The 18,544-nt window shown below is 63.3% G+C and carries 15 protein-coding genes and 1 pseudogene; 9 read left to right on the top strand and 7 right to left on the bottom strand.

Features of this window, described 5'->3' with window-relative positions; genetic code table 11:
• Positions 1-128: 128 nt before the first annotated feature.
• The 6 genes from LB559_RS25200 to LB559_RS25225 all read right to left on the bottom strand — a co-directional run bounded on the left by LB559_RS25200 (position 129) and on the right by LB559_RS25225 (position 7,771).
• Positions 129-1,148, bottom strand: coding sequence for a zinc-binding alcohol dehydrogenase family protein (locus LB559_RS25200; protein WP_224675231.1), 1,020 nt, complete (start codon positions 1,146-1,148; stop codon positions 129-131).
• A 66-nt stretch (positions 1,149-1,214) separates the two neighbouring features.
• Positions 1,215-2,180 (bottom strand): ABC transporter permease, encoded by a 966-nt coding sequence (locus tag LB559_RS25205; protein ID WP_013529527.1) that lies wholly within the window; start codon positions 2,178-2,180, stop codon positions 1,215-1,217.
• Positions 2,177-3,730 carry a sugar ABC transporter ATP-binding protein gene (locus tag LB559_RS25210; RefSeq protein WP_064995547.1) on the bottom strand — a complete coding sequence of 518 codons (1,554 nt, stop codon included), beginning with the start codon at positions 3,728-3,730 and terminating at the stop codon, positions 2,177-2,179. The genes LB559_RS25205 and LB559_RS25210 overlap by 4 nt, the downstream gene beginning before the upstream one ends.
• A gap of 183 nt (positions 3,731-3,913) precedes the next feature.
• A complete protein-coding gene (locus LB559_RS25215; protein WP_013529529.1) occupies positions 3,914-4,906 on the bottom strand; it encodes an ABC transporter substrate-binding protein in 993 nt (330 codons plus the stop codon).
• A gap of 300 nt (positions 4,907-5,206) precedes the next feature.
• Complete coding sequence (locus tag LB559_RS25220; RefSeq protein ID WP_224675232.1) at positions 5,207-6,205, bottom strand: aldo/keto reductase; 999 nt, start codon at positions 6,203-6,205, stop codon at positions 5,207-5,209.
• Positions 6,206-6,265: 60 nt separating this feature from the next.
• On the bottom strand, positions 6,266-7,771 hold the full coding sequence (locus tag LB559_RS25225) for a UxaA family hydrolase (RefSeq protein ID WP_013529531.1): 1,506 nt from the start codon (positions 7,769-7,771) through the stop codon (positions 6,266-6,268).
• Between the two features lie 229 nt (positions 7,772-8,000).
• Between LB559_RS25225 and LB559_RS25230 the strand changes: the two genes are divergently transcribed.
• From LB559_RS25230 to gndA, 6 genes are all read left to right on the top strand, one after another.
• Positions 8,001-8,903, top strand: coding sequence for a GntR family transcriptional regulator (locus tag LB559_RS25230; protein WP_224675233.1), 903 nt, complete (start codon positions 8,001-8,003; stop codon positions 8,901-8,903).
• Between the two features lie 197 nt (positions 8,904-9,100).
• Entirely contained in the window at positions 9,101-9,457 is a 357-nt protein-coding gene (locus LB559_RS25235) for a DUF2946 family protein (protein WP_224675234.1), read from the top strand.
• A 97-nt stretch (positions 9,458-9,554) separates the two neighbouring features.
• Positions 9,555-10,094, top strand: coding sequence for a copper chaperone PCu(A)C (locus LB559_RS25240; RefSeq protein WP_224675235.1), 540 nt, complete (start codon positions 9,555-9,557; stop codon positions 10,092-10,094).
• A 41-nt stretch (positions 10,095-10,135) separates the two neighbouring features.
• Positions 10,136-10,654 (top strand): YcnI family protein, encoded by a 519-nt coding sequence (locus LB559_RS25245; protein ID WP_013529535.1) that lies wholly within the window; start codon positions 10,136-10,138, stop codon positions 10,652-10,654.
• Positions 10,655-10,707: 53 nt separating this feature from the next.
• Positions 10,708-12,345, top strand: a complete 1,638-nt coding sequence (locus LB559_RS25250; protein WP_224675236.1) for a copper resistance CopC/CopD family protein — start codon at positions 10,708-10,710, stop codon at positions 12,343-12,345.
• Between the two features lie 149 nt (positions 12,346-12,494).
• Complete coding sequence (gene gndA / locus LB559_RS25255) at positions 12,495-13,922, top strand: NADP-dependent phosphogluconate dehydrogenase (RefSeq protein WP_064995551.1); 1,428 nt, start codon at positions 12,495-12,497, stop codon at positions 13,920-13,922.
• A 17-nt stretch (positions 13,923-13,939) separates the two neighbouring features.
• On the opposite strand, the gene LB559_RS25260 is transcribed toward gndA, so the two are convergent.
• A complete protein-coding gene (locus tag LB559_RS25260) occupies positions 13,940-14,995 on the bottom strand; it encodes a LacI family transcriptional regulator (protein WP_224675237.1) in 1,056 nt (351 codons plus the stop codon).
• A gap of 404 nt (positions 14,996-15,399) precedes the next feature.
• On the opposite strand from LB559_RS25260, the gene LB559_RS25265 reads away from it, so the two are divergent.
• From LB559_RS25265 to LB559_RS25275, 3 genes and pseudogenes are all read left to right on the top strand, one after another.
• Positions 15,400-16,638 (top strand): ABC transporter substrate-binding protein, encoded by a 1,239-nt coding sequence (locus LB559_RS25265; protein WP_224675238.1) that lies wholly within the window; start codon positions 15,400-15,402, stop codon positions 16,636-16,638.
• 81 nt (positions 16,639-16,719) lie between these two features.
• The gene (locus LB559_RS25270; RefSeq protein ID WP_024504415.1) at positions 16,720-17,607 is read left to right on the top strand and encodes a carbohydrate ABC transporter permease; all 888 of its coding nucleotides are present in this window, start codon (positions 16,720-16,722) and stop codon (positions 17,605-17,607) included.
• Between the two features lie 2 nt (positions 17,608-17,609).
• A pseudogene (locus tag LB559_RS25275) lies at positions 17,610-18,541 on the top strand (carbohydrate ABC transporter permease).
• Positions 18,542-18,544 lie beyond the last annotated feature (3 nt).

An 18,544-nucleotide genomic window follows, 5' to 3' on the forward strand; every position in this document is an offset into this window, starting at 1 on the left:
GCTCAATCGCTCTAATCCCACGAAATCTCTCTCGTGTAGATACAAGGTGGCTCGGCGAAGCCGAGACGGAGTGGGGGTCGACCTGGCTCGGGCGTCGTCAATTCGGGCCGGGTTCGCCGCCTGCCATGTTATAACCCCACCTCGATCACAGCCTTGATCAGGCCGGATTTCTCATGCGCCCAACGAGCCAGATCGCGCGGCGTGGCGGCGAGTGTGGTGCGGTGTGTGACGAGCTTGGCCAGTGGTACGGCCCCGTTGCGGATCGAGGCGGCGACATGATCGAAGTCGGCGCGCAGCGCGTTGCGGCTGCCGATCAGCGTCATCTCGCGCTTGTGGAATTCCGGATCGGAAAAGCTGATGTCGTCCTTGACGACGGAGACCAGCACCAGCGTTCCGCCATGCGCGACATGGGCGAAGGCCGACTGCACCGACTGGGTGTTGCCGGTGGCGTCGAAGACGACATCGAAGCCTTCGCCTGATGTCGCTTCCCTGATCAGATCGGGCACCGCGCCGCGCGAGCCGTCTAGGGTCTGGAAACCAAGCTCGTTTCCAGCGAAGGCGAGCCTTTCACTGCTCATGTCGAGCAGCGTCACGTCGAGCCCGGCGATGCGGGCGAAGATGGCGGTGCCGAGCCCGATCGGGCCGGCGCCGATGACCAGCGTGCGGGCGCCGGGGTCGGCGCGGGCGCGCCGCACGGCATGCGCGCCGATGGCCAGGAACTCGACGGCAGCGGCGTCGGCCAGCGAAAGGCCGTTGGCCGGATAGAGATTTTGCGCCGGCACCAGGATGCGTTCGCACATGGCGCCGTCGCGATGCACGCCAAGCACCTCGATCCTGACACAGCAATTGGGCTTGCCGTGCCGGCAGGCGATGCACTTGCCGCAGGAAAGATAGGGGTTGACGACGACGGGCTCACCAATGGCCAGTTCGACGCCTTCGCCGGTCTCTATCACGGTACCCGAGACCTCATGACCCATGATGCGGGGATAGGCGAGGAACGGGTGCTTGCCCTCGAAAATGTGGTAGTCGGTGCCGCAGATGCCGACATGGCTGACCGCCACCAGCGCCCAGCCGGGAGGCGGTGCCTCGGGTGCGGGCCGGTCTTCAAGGACAAGATCGCCGGGCGAACGGCAGAGGACGGCTTTCATGCGCTAATCCAGTCATGAAATCGCCGGCCCGTTGGTGTGGCGGACCGGCGGTTGATTGCGGGGTCGCTACTTGCCGCGGCGGCGCAGGCCGTCGAAGTAGACGATGATGATGATCAGCGCGCCGGTGATGATGCGCTGCCAGAACGAGTTGACGTTGAGCAGGTTGGCGCCGTTGTTGATGGTGGCCAGGATGAAGGCGCCGAGCAGCGGCCCATGCACCGAGCCGACGGCGCCGAACAGGGAGGTGCCGCCGATGACCGACGACGCGATCGCCTGCAGTTCCCAGCCCTCGGCCTGCGTCGGGTTGCCGATGCCGATGCGGGCGGCCAGCAGCACCCCGACGAAGGCGGCGCACAGGCCCGACAGCGTGTAGGCCATGTAGATGGTGCGCTGGACATTGACGCCGGACAGGCGCGAGGCCTCGGCGTTGGAGCCGACCGAAAACAGGTATCTGCCCCAGCGGCTGTGGTGCAGGAAGATATAGGCCGGAATGCCGACCAGGATCACCATCCAGAACAGGTTGGGGATGCCGATGAAGGAATTGCGCGAGAAGGCGGTGAAGGTGTCGCTGTTGATGTTGATCGAATTGCCGTTGGTCATCAAAAGGCCGATGCCGCGCAGCGAGGTCAACGTCGCCAGCGTGATGATGAAGGGCGGCAGGCCCATCTTGACGATACCGAAGCCGTGGAACATGCCGATGGCGACACCGACCAGCAGCGTCACCAGAATGGCGAGCCAGATGGGGAAGCCGGCATTGATCATCATGGCCACGACCACGGTGGCGAAGCCGACCACGGCGCCGACCGACAGATCGATGCCGCCGGTGATGATGACGAAGGTCTGGCCGACCGCCATGATGGCGATCATCGAGCCCTGGCGCAGGAGATTGGCTATGTTGTTGGCCGAGGCGAAGCTCGTCGTCGTCACGGAGAGGAGGATCCAGAGCAGAACCAGCAGCGCCAATAGCGTCAGCCCGAACAGGACATTATAGTTGCGCTTCGGTTTTTCGACGGCGATCGCCTCGGTGCTCATATCTGTCCTCCCAGCTTTTCTTGTTTCTCGGCGAGCGCCTGAGTGAGAATATCCTCGTGGCTGGCGGCGTGAAAACCGTGCGTCGCCACCAGTTTGCCGCGCCGGAACACATGCAGCGTATCGGCGAGTTCATAGACTTCCGGCAGATAGGACGAGATCAGGATGATGCCGGCGCCCTTTGACAAAAGCGCGCCGAACAGGCGGTAGATCTCGGCCTTGGTGCCGACATCGACGCCGACGGTCGGTTCGTCGAAGATGAACAGCTTGGCGCCGTGCGCCAGCCATTTGCCGATGACGATCTTCTGCTGGTTGCCGCCCGACAGGCTGGATGCCAGCGCGCCACGTGTCGGTGTCTTGATGCGCAGATCGGCGATCTGGCGATCGGCCTGCGTCTTCTCCTGCGTGCTCGAAATCAGCAGATTGTTCGAGATGCGCTTGTAGATCGGCAGGTTGAGGTTGAAGCCGACCGGCAGGTTGAGGCAGAGGCCCTGGTCGCGGCGGCTCTCCGGCGCCAGCGCCATGCCGAGCTTGATCGCGTCATGTTCGGAATTGACCTGTACCTCCTTGCCTTCCCAGAGGATCTGGCCGGCGGATTTGCGGTGGCGGCCGTAGAGCGTGGTGACGAACTCGCTGCGTCCGGCGCCGATCAGCCCATAGAGTCCGACGATCTCGCCGGCGCGGACCGTCATCGAGACATTTTCGAAGCCCTTGCCGGACAGGTTTTTCGCCTCGATGATGGCGGCGCCCGGCGTGAAATGCTCCTTGTGATAGACCTGCTCGATCGAGCGGTTGATCATCATCTTGACCAGTTCGGCATCGTTGGTCTCTGCGATATTGCGGGTGCCGACCAGCGTGCCGTCGCGCAGCACGGATACCCGGTCGGCGAGTTCGAACACTTCCTCCATGCGGTGGCTGATGTAGATGATCGTCACGCCTTCGCCCTTCAGACGGCGGATCAGCGTGAAGAGCTGGTCGGCTTCCTTGCGGGTGAGGTAGGCGGTCGGCTCGTCGAAGATCAGGAATTTGGTGCCGCGCACGGTGGCGCGGGCGGCGGCTATCAGCTGCTGCTGGCCGATGGTCAGGTCGCCGAGCGTGACATGCGCCGGCAGGTCGAAGCCGAGGTCGTCGATGATCGTCTGCGCCTGCCTGACCATGGCGCGCTGCTGCAGGATGCCGAAGCGCGAATTCTCCTCGCCGAGGAACATGTTGGCGGCGACCGTCAGGTGACGGCACAGCACGACTTCCTGGTGCACGGCATTGATGCCGAGCGCCATCGCCTCGTGCGGCGTCGCCAGGGCGGCCGGCTGGCCCTCCCAGACAATCTCTCCGGAGGTGCGCGGCATGACGCCGGTCAGAAGCTTGATGAGCGTGGATTTGCCGGCGCCGTTTTCGCCGACGATGGCGTGGATCTCACCGGACTTGAAGGCGAGGTCGACCGGTTTCAGCGCGTGGGTGCCGGGATAGCGCTTCTCCAGCCCACGCAATTCGAGGATAGTCCGCCCCTGTTCCAGAACGGGTGCGGGATGCAGTTCCTGCGCCGTCGAAATCATGACAATCCTCCCAGATTGGCCTCCCGGATTGGCTTCCCAGGCTGGCCTCACGATTGGCACGCGGCGAGGCAGGGATATGCCTCGAAAACAGCCTGGCTCAGGCGTGCGGATTGCCAAGCCGTTTGTGCGGTAGTTTGTGTCTCCGGGGCGAGGTGCCCCGGAGACGATTGCGGATGCGACGGCTCAGAGCTTCGGATTGAGCAGCGCGTCGATCTTGGGGTCTTTCATGTTGTCCTTGGTCACCAGGTTGGCGCCGGTGTCGACATTGGCTTCGACCTTCTCGCCCTTGGAGGCGGCGAGCGCGGTCTTGATGCCGTCATAGCCCATCCGGTACGGATCCTGGACGACGAGGGCGGAAATGACGCCGTCGTTGAGGAACTTGATCAGCTTCTCGTCGCTGTCGAAACCGACCAGCGCCAGCTTGCCGCCAAGGTTGTTTTCCGCGACGGCCTGGCCGACGCCCTGCGCCATGATCAGGTTGGAAGCGAAGATGCCTTTGAGGTTCGGGTTGGCGGTGATCAGGTCGGTGGCGATGTTGAGGCCGGTGGTGGCCTGGCCGTCGGCATATTTGTCGGCAACCAGCTTGAGGCCCGGATATTTGGCGGCCAGCTGTTCGGTGAAGCCCTGCTTGCGCTGTTCGAGCGAGCCGGCGCCCGGTGCGTTGGTGATCAGGGCGACGTCGCCCTCGATCTTGCCGCCGTTGGCGGCGCCGATGGCGGCTGCGAGGCCGTCGGCAGCGACGCGGCCGCCCTGCACATTGTCAGTGGTCAGGAACGAGGTGAAGGCCTTGGAGTCGGCACCGGAGTCGATGCCGATGACCTTGACCTTGGCAGCGGCTTCATCGATCGGCTTGCCGAGCGCCTTGAACTCGGTCGGCGCAATGACGATGGCCGCCGGGTTGCTGGCAACGGCGTTCTCGAGGATCGAGACCTGGCCGTTGACGTCGGTTTCAGCCTGGGCGCCGAGTTCCGGCACGTTGACGCCGAGATCCTTGCCGGCCTTGCGGGCGCCGGCCAGAACGATCTGCCAGTAGAAGGACGTGGTGTCCTTGACGATGATCGGAATGGTGACGTCCGCCGCCGAAACCGGCGCCGAATGCATGACGCCGGCGAGCATTGAAGCTGCTGCCAGCGCCATGACGGCGCGGCGGTTGAGAATGCTGGTCACGAATTTCATGAGGTTTCCTCCCTAAGTCGCCCGGTGAACGATACGGAAGCTCCGTTCGGATAGGCGTGGTCCCAAACAGAACTTTATCAATAAAAAACAGTTGCCCTGTTTTGATAGTGCATCGAACAGATCGATGCAAGCGGTGTTTGATCAGTCGTTGCGAGGTCTGGCAGAGGCAGATCCCCCGCCCTGTTCTCCCATTGGCGCCGTCACGCTTCCGTTCCGTTCTGGGAATGTATGGAATATTAATTCCACCAATTCGTCAATATGGAATATCCATTCCTCCATGTGCCGCAGGAACATGAAGTTTCACACCAGCTCCTGCACCAGCGTGTAGGGACGATATTTGGCGTATTCCGCTTCCGGTACGTCGATGTCGAGCAGTTCGAGGTTGCGCGTCAGATTTGCCAGTTTGGCGGTGCCGGTCAGTACGGTGGCGACGGCAGCTTCATGCAAGGGGAATTGGAACGCTGCGGCGGCGAGCGGATAGCCACCCTCGGCGGCGATCCTCTCCATTGCGCCGACGCGGTCGAGCACGTCATGGTTGGCGGGGCGGTAGTCGAAATGTGCGCCTTGCACCGGGCCGGTCGCCAGGATGCCGGAGTTGAACACGCCGCCAATGACCAAGGAGGTCTGCTGTGCCCGGCATAGCGGCAGCAACTCGGCTTCGGCACTGCGGTCGAGCAAGGAATAGCGGCTGGCGAGCAGGATGCAGTCGAGCGGCGCCCGGCGCATCACATCCAGGCAGATCTGCACCTCGTTGACGCCAAGCCCATAGGCGGAAATGACGCCAGTCCGTTTCAGCTCTTCGAGTGCCTTGAGGCCGCCATCCATCAGGTCGCGAAAATGCAGCTTGGTCTTCTCGATACCATGGGTGTAGGCGCCGATGTCGTGGACAAACAGGATGTCTATCCTGTTTAGGCCAAGCCGCGCATAGCTGAACTCGACCGACCGCATAATGCCGTCATAGGAATAGTCGTAGTCGAGCGCGAAGGGCAGCGGATCGACATAGGAGTGATCGGGAACCTGATCGTCCGGCACCGGGCGAAACAGCCGGCCGACCTTGGTCGACAGCACATAGGAATCGCGCGGCTTGTAACGCAGGAAGTCGCCGAAGCGGCGCTCCGACAGTCCGAAACCGTAGAAGGGTGCGGTGTCGAAATAGCGCAGGCCGGCATCCCAGGCGCCCTGCAGCGTCTCCATCGCCGCTTCGCGCGAACAGGCGCGGTAAAGGCCGCCAAGTGCGGCGCCGCCGAAACTGACTTCGGTGACCTCCAGAGCTGTCCGACCGATACGGCGTTTTTCCATGCAAAACCTCCCCGTTGCCCGCCGCTGACCGGCGCGCAGTCTACTTTATATCAGTAAAATCTAAAGTGTTGCGCCCAGATGCCAGGGCACGAACTCGTTGTCGCCGTAGCCGAAGTCCTCGCTCTTGGTCTTGCGGCCGGAAGCCGTTTCGACGATCAGTTCGAAGATCTCGCGGCCCATGCCGGCGATGGTCTTTTCACCCGAGGCGATGACGCCGCAATTGACGTCCATGTCCTCTTCCATCTGGTGGTACATGGTCGAGTTGGTGGCGACCTTGATCGACGGCGTCGGACGGCAGCCGAAGCAGGAGCCGCGGCCGGTGGTGAAGACGATGACGTTGGCGCCGCCCGCCACCTGGCCGGTCGCCGAAACCGGGTCGTAGCCAGGCGTATCCATGAACACCAGGCCACTGCCGGTGACTTTTTCGGCGTAGCCGAAGACGCCGTTGAGCGGCGTCTGGCCGCCCTTGGCGACCGCACCGAGGGACTTCTCCAGGATGGTGGTGAGGCCGCCGCGCTTGTTGCCGGGCGAGGGATTGTTGTCGATCGAGGCGCCATGCTTGGCGACGTGGTCCTCCCACCACTTCACGAAGCCGTCGAGCTTCTGCGCGATCTCCGGCGTTGCCGCGCGGTAGGCAAGCAGATGCTCGGCGCCGTAGATTTCCGTGGTCTCGGAGAGGATGCCGATACCGCCAACGCCGGCCAGGATGTCGACAGCCGCGCCCAGCGCCGGATTGGCCGTGATACCCGACATGCCGTCGGAGCCGCCGCATTGCAGGCCGACGACGATCTCGCTGACCGGGATCGGCTCACGCTTCAACTGGCCGACTTCCTCGGCGATCTCGGCCAGCACGCCCATCGCTTTTTCCACCGATTTGCGCGACCCGCCGGCGTCCTGGATGTTGAAATGGCGCTTGCCGGCAGCGACGCCCTTCTGGCCGTAGAGGGTGAGCTGGTTGACCTCGCAGCCGAGGCCGACCATCAGCACGCCGCCGAAATTCGGGTGGCGGGCATAGCCGGCAAGCGTGCGGTGCAGCACCATCATGCCGTCGCCGGTGCCGCTCATGCCGCAGCCCTGGCCGTGCACGATCGGCACGAAGCCGTCGATGCCGGGGTATTTCGGCAACAGCGTGCGGTTGGCGGTATCGGCGATGGAATGGCAGACGGTGGCCGAGCAATTGACGCTGGCGACGATGCCGATGAAGTTGCGCGTGCCGGCGCGGCCATCGGCGCGGCGATAGCCCATGAAGGTGCGGGCGCGGTCGGCCTCCGTCGCGTGCTCGGCCTCGCTCGGCGGCACGACCGGCAAGCGGCCGGATTCGAAAACCAGATTGTGCGAATGCACGTGCTCGCCGGCTGCGATGTCCTGTGTCGCGCGACCGATCGCCTGGGCGTATTTCACCACGGCCTCGCCGGCGGCGATCGGCTTGATCGCCACCTTGTGGCCGGGCTCGATCAGCGCACTGGCGACGGCACCGCCCGGCAGCGCGGTGCCGATCTCGATGCGGCCGTTGGCGACGGCGACATTGTCGGCGGGGGACAGAAGAATGCAGTTGGAGGCGTTCACGGGCGGTTTCCTGGGTGATCCTGGGTTGCGCGGGGCGGATTGACACGCGCCTGTTTAGAGATATTGTCTTTTATCGTGAAAAAACAGTTTTGCGTCAATTGTTTTTTCGTGGGGAGTTCCGCATGTCTCCGGGTTGTTCCGGGAAGCAATTTCGCTTCTCAGAGCCATGCGAACGTCATATTGCGCTTCAAACCGTCCGCTGCAAGCGACGGCGTGCAACGGGTCAGGGATGTCGAAGAGCAACAACGTCTACAAGGATGCCTACAACCGCTGCCTGCGGCTGCTCGACGAAACGCGCAGCCTGCCTTCGGAGCCGGAACTGGGCACCTTGCTTGGCGTCAGCCGTACCACGGTGCGCACCATTCTCGCGCGCATGGAAGAGACCGGGCTGATCGCCTGGAACAAGCGCGCCAAGACGGTGCTGCGCGAACCGCTTCCCAATGATTTCTTCCCCGAGGAAGAGACAGACACGCTGGCCGAGATCATCGAACGGTCGTTCATGCGTCGGCTGCTCGCCGGCGGCGCCGAAGCCGGCATGCAGATCAACGAACTCGAACTGGCGCGTGAGATCGGCGTCGGCACCACCAGCGTGCGCGAGTTCCTGATCCGCTTCTCCCGCTTCGGCCTGATCGAGAAACGTCGCAACAGTCATTGGGTGCTGAAGGGCTTTACGCGCGCCTTCGCGCTGGAGCTGACCGAAATCCGCGAGATGTTCGAACTGCGCTCGGCGGCCGCCTTTGCCGCTTTACCGCAGGACAGCGCAGTCTGGACCGATCTCGACCGCCTGGAAAACGAGCATCGCCAGCTGGCAAACGACATTGCCGCCCGCTTCACGGAGTTCTCCGAACTCGACGAGCGCTTCCACCGGCTGATCCACCGGGCATCGCGCAATCGCTTCATCGTCGATTTCTACGATGTCATCGCCATGATCTTCCACTACCATTACCAGTGGAACAAGGCGCAGGAACGCGAGCGCAACGAAGTCGCGATCAGTGAGCATCTGGTCTACATAGAAGCGCTGAAATCACGCGATCTCGGCAAGGTCGACGCCGCTTGCCGCAAGCATTTGAAGTCGGCGCGCCAGACATTGCTGACCTCGATCCCGGAGAGCCGGTCGCTGCAAAAACACTGAGCCGCATCGCGGCTCGGAGCCTTGTTTCATGCATGTCGTTGTCCCAAAACCGCTATACACTTCTGGGCGACATGCCTTGGGCCTGCCGCGTTGCCGCCGCGGCGATTTGGCGATTTTCCACCCGCCGGCCCCGTGCTAGATATGGTTGGTTGCTGCGAAGAGGCAGGGCTTTGGGCGTATCGAGGAGACGATGGAGCATGCCGGTCGCGCTTGTCGCGGCCTATCTGCTGTTGCTCCAGTCGACGCTTGGTGCATTCGCCTTCGGCGCCGGTCCCAATGCATCGCAACTCGACGCTTTCGGCAACGTCATCTGTACCCATGAAGGCGCAACCCAGCTTCCGGGCGGCAACCAGCCGCCGTCCCATCTGCCGGCATGCTGCGTGCTCGGCTGCAGCATGGTTTTGGCGGCCTTTGCGCCGCCGCCCAATGCCGGTCTGGCGCCGGGCAGCCTTTCCTTTGAAACGGTCGCCTTTGTCTTCCCGGCGGCCATCCATCTCGACTTTGCGCGTGAGCGCTCGCCGTCGAACCCGCGCGCGCCGCCGCTGACGGCCTGAGCCTGTTTGCCCGGCGGAACCTTTCGTGGGCGTACCCATCCAAAGATCTAACTGCTCGCGACCGGCAACGGCGCGACCTTCACTTCATGGAGCAACCATGTCCTATTTTTTCCCTGACGCCGCGCGTCCTATGGCCGGCAGCATTCTACGCGGCATCGAAGAGCGTGTCGGCATTGCCGTGCTGGCTCTTGCGCTGCTGTTCACAGGCGCCCAGTCCGTCCTCGCGCATGAGTTCAAGGTTGGCGATCTTGAGATCGGCCACCCCTGGTCGCGCGCCACGCCGGCCGGCGCCAAAGTGGCCGGCGGTTATTTCACCATCACCAACAAGGGCAGTGCGCCGGACCGGCTGGTGTCGATTTCCTCCGATGTCTCCGAAAAGGCCGAGCTGCATGAGATGGGCGTCAAGGACGGCGTCATGACCATGCGGCCGGTTGCCGGCGGCCTGGAAATTCCGGCCGGCGGCAAGGTAGCCCTTGCACCTGGCGGCTATCATTTGATGTTCATGGGCCTGAAGCGGCAACCCAAACAGGGCGAAAAGTTCTCCGCCACCCTGACCTTCGAAAAGGCCGGCGCCGTCAGCGTCGATTTCGCCGTCGAAGGCATGGGCGGCGGCGCCGTGGACGATCACGCCAATTGACCGCGCCAGTTCGACAAATCTTGAAAATCCGAGGGACCATCATGAACAAATATCTTTTGTCGGCCGGCGCACTTCTCGCGCTCGGAACCAGCGCCGCCTTCGCGCATATCACGTTCGAAACCCAGGAGGCGGCGGTCGGCTCGACCTACAAGGCCGTTTTGCGCGTGCCGCATGGCTGCGACGGCAAGGCGACGACCGCCGTGCGCGTGCAGATTCCGGAAGGGGTGATCGCGATCAAGCCGATGCCGAAGCCCGGCTGGACGCTGCAGACCAAGAAGGGCAAGTACGAGAAATCCTACCAGCTCTACGGTCAGGCGGTGACCGATGGGGTCAAGGAGGTCGACTGGAGCGGCGGCAACCTGCCCGATGAATTCTATGACGAGTTCGTTTTCCGCGCGACGCTGACGGCGGATCTCCCCGTCGGCCAAAAACTCTATTTCCCGGTCGTGCAGGAATGCGACGGTGCAGCCGATCGCTGGATCGAGATTCCAGCGGCAGGGCAGGATGAAGACGCACTGGAAAGCCCGGCACCCGGCATCAAGCTGCTGCCGAAGAAATGATCTCCCAGGCGGCGCGCTCTTTCGAGTGCGCCGCTCTTTTTCGTGGCGGTGACATGAGCACGACCTCCCTCCTGCAAACGGCTTGCATGACCGGCAAACGCACCGGCCGGCTTGCCGTCGGCCTGTTGGCTGTGATCGTGTTTCTTGCCAGCCTTGCCGTGTCAGATCAGGCCTTTGCCCATGCCGCGCTGATCAAGACCGACCCGGCCGACGGCGCGGTGCTGGCACAGGGACCGGCGCAGTTCTCGCTGACCTTCAGCGAGCCGGTCTCGCCTCTGGTGCTGACGCTGGTGAAGCCCGACGGCAAGCCGGTTCCACTGACTGTCTTTCGTCTCAGCGACCAGACCGTCGAGATCGACAATCCGCAGCCGCTCAAGTCGGGCACGCATGTCTTGAGCTGGCGCGTCATCTCCGCAGACGGTCATCCCGTCGGCGGATCGCTGCTGTTTTCCATCGGAGCGCCCAGCGAACCGCCGGCCGTATCCGAAGCGGTCGACTGGCCGTTGCGGTCGGCTATCTGGGCGGGCAAAATCCTTCTCTACGTCGGCCTCTTCCTCGGCGTTGGCGGCGCCTTCGCGCTTGCCTGGTTGGCCGGAAGTGCCCGTGCCGGGCAACGCTTCGTTGCAGCTGCAATCCTGAGCGGGCTGGTCGCGTCGTCCCTGTCGCTCGGATTGCAGGGGCTTGATGCACTCGGGGCGCCGCTCTCCCATCTGGCACAATCGGTCATCTGGCGGACCGGGCTCGGCACCAGCTTCGGCTGGACGGTGCTGGTCGCGCTGATCGCGCTGGGGCTTGGCCTGCTGTCGCTGGCCGGTCCTCGTGCCACCGCCAAGCCATTGGCGCTGGCCGGCCTGGCCGGGGTGGGGATTGCGCTTGCCGCCAGCGGCCATGCCAGTGCCGCCGAACCGCAATGGCTGACGCGGCCGATGGTGTTCCTGCATGGCGTCTGCATCGCGTCGTGGGTCGGCGCATTGGTCCCACTCGGGCTGGCGCTCAAGGGGCAATCGGCGGAGGCCACGCCATTCCTGCGGCGATTTTCTTGGGCGATCCTGCCCGTGGTGGCCGTGCTTGCCGCTGCCGGCACCGTGCTTGCCGTCATCCAGGTGCAAACGCCCGCGGCATTGGTCGACACCGCCTATGGAAGGCTGCTGCTGATCAAGCTCGGGCTGCTGGTCTTTCTGTTCACGCTCGCTGCCGTCAACCGCTGGAAACTCACGGCATCGGCCGAGGCGGGATCGACGGAAGTTCAACGCAGGCTGGTCCGCTCGATCGGCGTCGAGATGTTGATCGTGTTGGCGATTTTCGGCGTTGCCGCGGGCTGGCGCTTCACACCGCCGCCACGAGCCCTGGCGATCGCGGCAGCGCAACCGGTGTCGGTCCATATCCACGCGCTGCAAGCGATGGCCGATCTCAACTTCACTCCCGGCCATGCCGGCCCGGTCGTTGCCTCGATGGTCATCATGAGCGGCGATTTCGGCCCGCTCGACGCCAAGGAGGTAACGCTTGTGCTGTCAAAGCCCGATTCCGGCATCGAACCCTTGAAGCGCACGGCGACCAAGCCCGGCGACGGCAGCTGGCGCGTCGACAACCTCGTCATTCCGGTGCCCGGTCGGTGGACGGTGCGCATCGACATACTGGTCTCGGATTTTCAGATGGTGAAGATCGAGGCGCCCGTCGACATCAGGCCGTAGGCGGGACTGCCAGGTACCTCTACACGGGCACGACCGACAAATCCGGGCAACACAATTGGGCGAGGCGGTTGACGCAGGCGTCAAGGCCCGTCAATCATCGCCCGCAAAATCGCGGTCTCAACAAACGATCCGAGAGCAGGGAAGAAACGATGGAAAAAGCCGAAATCGGCCTGATCGGCCTTGGCACGATGGGCTCCAACCTGGCGCTCAACATCGCCGAGCACGGGCACCGCATCGCTGTCTTCAACCGCACCAGGGCGCGCACCGATGCCTTTGTCGAGAATGCCGGCGCGCTCAGGGACATGGTCGTGCCCTGCTACAGCCTTGAAGAGCTCGCCGCCGCGATCCGACCGCCGCGCCCGATCATCATCATGGTGCTGGCCGGCAAGCCGGTCGACGAACAGATCGCGGCACTGCGCGGCGTGCTGTCGGCCAACGACATCGTCATCGATGCCGGCAACGCCAATTTCCGCGACACGATGCGGCGCTTCTCCGAGCTTTCCGGTTCGGGTCTCACCTTCATAGGCATGGGCGTGTCCGGCGGCGAGGAGGGGGCGCGCCACGGGCCGTCGATCATGGTCGGCGGCACGGAGGACTCATGGAAGCGTGTCGAGAAGGTGCTGACGGCGATCTCCGCCAAATTCAAGGACGAACCCTGCGCGGCATGGCTCGGCACCGACGGCGCCGGACATTTCGTCAAGACCATCCACAACGGCATCGAATATGCCGACATGCAGATGATCGCGGAGATCTACGGCATCCTGCGCGACGGCCTGGGCATGGGTCCGAAAGAGATCGGCACGGTGTTTGCCGACTGGAACAAGGGCCGGCTCAACTCCTACCTGATCGAGATCACCGCCAAGGTGCTGGCGGCCGACGATCCGAAGACCGGCAAACCGGTGGTCGACATCATCCTCGACCGCGCCGGCCAGAAGGGCACCGGCAAATGGTCGGTCATCGAGGCGCAGCAGCTCGGCATCCCGGCCACCGCGATCGAGGCGGCGGTGGCGGCGCGCGTTCTGTCGTCGATCAAGGACGAGCGGCTGGCGGCGGAAAAGGCCTATGGCAACATCGGCGTGACGAAGATTTCCGGTGACAAGGACGCCTTGCTGAAAGATCTGGAACTGGCGCTGTTCGCCGGCAAGATCGCCGCCTACGCCCAAGGTTTTGCGGTGATGAGCGGCGCGTCGAAGGAATTCAACTGGAACCTGCCGATGCCGACCATCGCCAGGATCTGGCGCGCCGGCTGCATCATCCGCTCGCAGATGCTCGACACCATGGCGGAAGCCTTCAGCAAGGGCGGCGCCTCGACCAACCTTCTGATGGCGCCGGCCTTCATCTCGCTGATGCAGGGAGCGCATCCGTCGCTGCGCCGCATCGTGGCGAGGGCTTCGGAGGCCGGCTCGCCGGTTCCGGCGCTGTCTTCCGCACTTGCCTATTTCGACAGCTATCGCCAGGGCCGCGGCACCTCGAATCTGATCCAGGCGCAGCGCGACTTCTTCGGCGCGCACGGCTTCGAGCGTATCGACGACAAAGGCGCGTTCCATGGGCCGTGGGGAAGCGGTGCGGCTGGCTGACAAGCCGGCCCAAGAGCCTAAACGGAAACCGGGGGTCTGAACGCCTGAACCTCGCTGGTGGCGACCAGGCGCTGCAGCGAGCCGGGTGCGGCGCCGCCGATCCAGCCGAGCACGGAGCGGGCGAGATCGGAGCCGGCCAGGCGGAAGTTCTCGTTGACGACGAGCAATTCCGGCCGGAACAGGTGCAACAGGTCCGACGACTGCTTGGACACGACATCGACGTCGCGGCCAAGCTTGAGGCCGGCATCTTCGATGCCGGCGACGATAGCCAGTGTCGCGGCGGCAGCGCTGCTGACGAAGCCGTCCGGCCTGTTTTCGCGGCGCATCACCTGCGCGGTCCTGCTCCTGATCTGCTCGATCGTGTGATCGATGGAAACGGTGTTGAACGGAATTTCGCTGGCGCCGACCTCGCTCAGCGCATCGGCAAAGCCGTTCAGCGTGTGGCCATAATAGGTCAGCCCGGGTGGCGGCGACAGAAGCGCCAGCTTGCGCCTGCCCATGCTCGCCAGGCGGCGCACGGCTTCCATCGCGAATACATGGTTGTCGAAGTCATGGTAGGGGTGGACGAGGCCCATATCGGTGCGGCCATGCGTGGCAAAGGGCATGCCGTGCTCGAGCATGTAGCGGGCGCGCGGATCGTTCGGTTGGGTGCGCGAGATGATGACGCCATCGGCCGAGCCGGTCTCGACGAGATAGCGGATCGGCTCCATCGGATCCTGCGAGCGGGAATAGGGCGTGACGATCAGGTGATAGGGCGTTTCGGCGAGCACTTCCGAAACGCCGTAGATGATGTCCGAGACGAAGCTCATGATCTCGCGGTCGGTGTTGAGCACGAGGCTGATGACATTGGTCCTGCCGGTGCGCAGACGCACGCCGGCGCGGTTCGGCCGGTAGCCGATCTGCTTGGCGACGAGTTGGACGCGGCGCCTGGTCTCGGCGCCGATTTCCGGGGCATCCTTCAAGGCGCGTGACACGGTGGTGACGCCGAGCCCGGTCATGAAGGCAAGCGTCTTCAACGTCGGCCGTCCCTGTGCCGAGTTCTCCCCGTTCTTGTCCGTACGCTGTCTGTCCATTCGTCCCGCCCGTCAGGCGCATAGCAGCCGCGGGCCATGTCGGCAATCGCCGTCATAGCGATACGATATGCGTCCCAGCCCCGGCAAAGCGTCAATATACTGAAACGTTACAGATTGCCAGTATCGAGATGTATGTCCTCGTCACGAGGTGGATGGTTCTTTTTGCGAAACGCATTGGGATTCCAGGAGAAATCGCCCCTGCCGCCGCCTTTTGCCCGTATCAGGCGGCATTTCGGTGTTTGCGCCGCAGCAAACCATGCTGCAGTGCATGAGAAGCGCGATCATTCAGGCGGATTTGTTCGCGGCCCGAAAAAATATCGAGGGCGCTTCGTTGATGGGTTGCACAGCCCGCGCAATTGCCGTATCGAAAATCTGTAACGTTTCAGATTCTGGGAGGAGCCGAAATGCGATACAGATTTTTGACCGCTGCCCTGGCGGCGACGGCTGCACTGCAATTTGCCGGCCAGGCGGCCGCGACGGACCTGGAAGTCACCCATTGGTGGACTTCAGGCGGCGAGGCCGCGGCGGTTGCGGAACTTGCCAAAGCATTCGATGCGACCGGCAACCACTGGGTGGACGGCGCCATTGCCGGCTCCGGCGGCACGGCGCGGCCGATCATGATCAGCCGCATCACCGGTGGCGATCCGATGGGCGCCACGCAGTTCAACCATGGCCGGCAGGCGGAAGAGCTGGTGCAGGCCGGCCTGATGCGCGACCTCACCGACGTCGCCACCAAGGGCAAGTGGACTGATGTCGTGCGGCCGAAGAGCCTGCTCGACGGCTGCACCATCGACGGCAAGATCTATTGCGTGCCCGTCAACATCCATTCCTGGCAGTGGCTGTGGCTGTCCAACGAAGCCTTCGCGAAGGCCGGCGTGCCGTTGCCGAAGGACTGGAATGAATTCGTGGCGGCAGCGCCGGCACTGGAGAAGGCCGGCATCATCCCGCTCGCCGTCGGCGGGCAAGCCTGGCAATCCTCCGGTGCCTTCGACGTGCTGCTTGCGGCTGTGGGCGGCACGGACACGTTCCTCAAGGTCTACAAGGACAAGGATGCCGAGTTCGCCGCCGGGCCCGAAGTCGCCAAGGTCTTCAAGGCCGCGGACGATGCCCGCAAGATGGCGAAGAACACCAATGTGCAGGACTGGAACCAGGCGACCAACCTGGTCATCACCGGCAAGGCCGGTGGCCAGATCATGGGTGACTGGGCACAGGGCGAGTTCCAGGTTGCCGGCAAGACCGCCGGCAAGGACTATACCTGCCTGCCGGGCCTTGGGCTGAACGAGGTCATAGCCACGGGCGGCGACGCCTTCTACTTCCCGCTGCTCAAGGATGCCGACAAGAGCAAGGCGCAGGAGGTGCTGGCCGAGACGCTGCTCGATCCCAAGACGCAGGTTGCCTTCAATCTGAAGAAGGGTTCCCTGCCGGTGCGCGGCGACGTCGATCTCAACGCGGCGAACGACTGCATGAAGAAAGGCCTCGCCATCCTCGCCAAGGGCGCCGTCATTCCATGGACGGACCAACTGCTTTCACAGGACACCCAGAAGCAGAAGGAAGACCTTTTCGCCGAATTTTTCGCCAAGCCGGAATTGACCATCGAAGACGCACAGAAGCGCTTCGCCGACCTCATCGCTTCGGCGGACTGACGCTGGCGGCAACCCACCTCGCTCCCGGCCTTGCGAATGCAGGGCCGGGAATGCACCGCCCTTACCCAGCCGGCTGACGAGATGAGCAAGAGCGAACGCCCCAACCTTCTGTTCCGCAACCTCAATGCGAAGGTCGCCTCGATCCCGATGATCCTCACCGCCATGGTGGTTTTCGTCGGCGGCACCGTTTGGACGGTGCTCTATTCCTTCACCAATTCGAAGCTTCTGCCGCGGCTGAATTTCGTCGGGCTCGACCAGTACTACCGGCTGTGGGCGACGCCGCGCTGGCTGATCTCGATCGAAAACCTGCTGATCTACGGCGCGATCTCGCTGGTGTTCTCGCTGGTCATCGGCTTCCTGCTTGCAGCACTGCTCGATCAGAAGATCCGCTTCGAGGACACGTTGCGCACCATCTTCCTCTATCCTTTCGCGCTCTCCTTCATCGTCACCGGCCTGGTCTGGCAGTGGCTGCTCAATCCGGATTTCGGCATCCAGCATGTGGTCCGTGACTTAGGCTGGACGAGCTTCAGCTTCGACCCGCTCTACAATTCCAGCATCGTCATCTACGGCATATCGATCGCGGCGCTGTGGCAAGGCACAGGGCTCATCATGTGCCTGATGCTGGCTGGCCTGCGCGGCATTGACGAGGACATCTGGAAGGCGGCGCGGGTGGATGGGATCCCGATGTGGAAGACCTATCTGTTCATCGTCATCCCGATGATGCGGCCGGTCTTCATCACCACGCTCGTCATCATCGCTGCCGGCATCGTCAAGGTCTATGACCTCGTCGTGGCCCAGACCAGCGGCGGCCCGGGCATCGCCTCCGAAGTGCCGGCCAAATACGTCTACGACTATATGTTCTTCGCCCAGAACCTCGGCCAGGGCTTTGCTGCCTCGACCATGATGCTGCTCTCGGTGGTGATCGTCATCGTGCCCTGGGCCTATCTCGAGTTCGGGCGGCGCAAATGAGCATGGCAGACATCACCGCTCAAGCGAGCACCGCCGCCGGCGCGCGCCAGGGCATCACCGATCCCTACGGCCCGAAGCCGCGCCGCGTGATTTCGCGCGCAACGTCTTCCTATACGGCACATTGTTCGTCATGGCGGTCTACTACCTCTTGCCGCTCTACGTCATGGTCGTCACCTCGCTCAAGGGCATGCCGGAGATCCGGCTCGGCAACATCTTCTCACCGCCGCTCGAGATCACTTTCGAACCGTGGGTCAAGGCGTGGTCGACTGCCTGCACCGGCCTTAACTGCGACGGACTTTCGCGCGGCTTCTGGAATTCGGTGCGCATCACCGTGCCGTCAGTGCTGCTGTCGATCGCCATCGCCTCGGTGAACGGTTATGCACTGGCCAATTGGCGCTTCAAGGGCGCCGATACGTTCTTCATCATCCTGATCGTCGGCGCCTTCATTCCCTACCAGGTGATGATCTATCCGATCGTCATCATCCTGCGCGAGATCGGCCTCTATGGCAGCCTCAGCGGGCTGGTGATCGTCCATTCCATTTTCGGCATGCCGATCCTGACGCTGCTGTTCCGCAATTATTTCTCCTCGATGCCGGAGGAGCTGTTCCGGGCGGCACGTGTCGACGGTGCCGGCTTCTGGGGCATCTTCCTGCGCATCATGCTGCCGATGTCGCTGCCGATCTTCGTTGTCGCCATCATCCTGCAGGTGACCGGCATCTGGAACGACTTCCTGTTCGGCGTCGTCTACACCCGCCCCGACACTTATCCGATGACGGTGCAGCTCAACAACATCGTCAATTCGGTGCAAGGCGTGAAGGAGTACAACGTCAATATGGCCGCAACCATCCTGACCGGGCTTGTGCCGCTCATCGTCTACTTCATCTCCGGCAAGCTTTTCGTACGTGGCATCGCCGCCGGCGCGGTGAAGGGGTGATGG

The organism is Mesorhizobium sp. BR1-1-3 (genome assembly GCF_020165455.1).
In the GTDB taxonomy this organism is placed as follows: domain Bacteria; phylum Pseudomonadota; class Alphaproteobacteria; order Rhizobiales; family Rhizobiaceae; genus Mesorhizobium; species Mesorhizobium ciceri.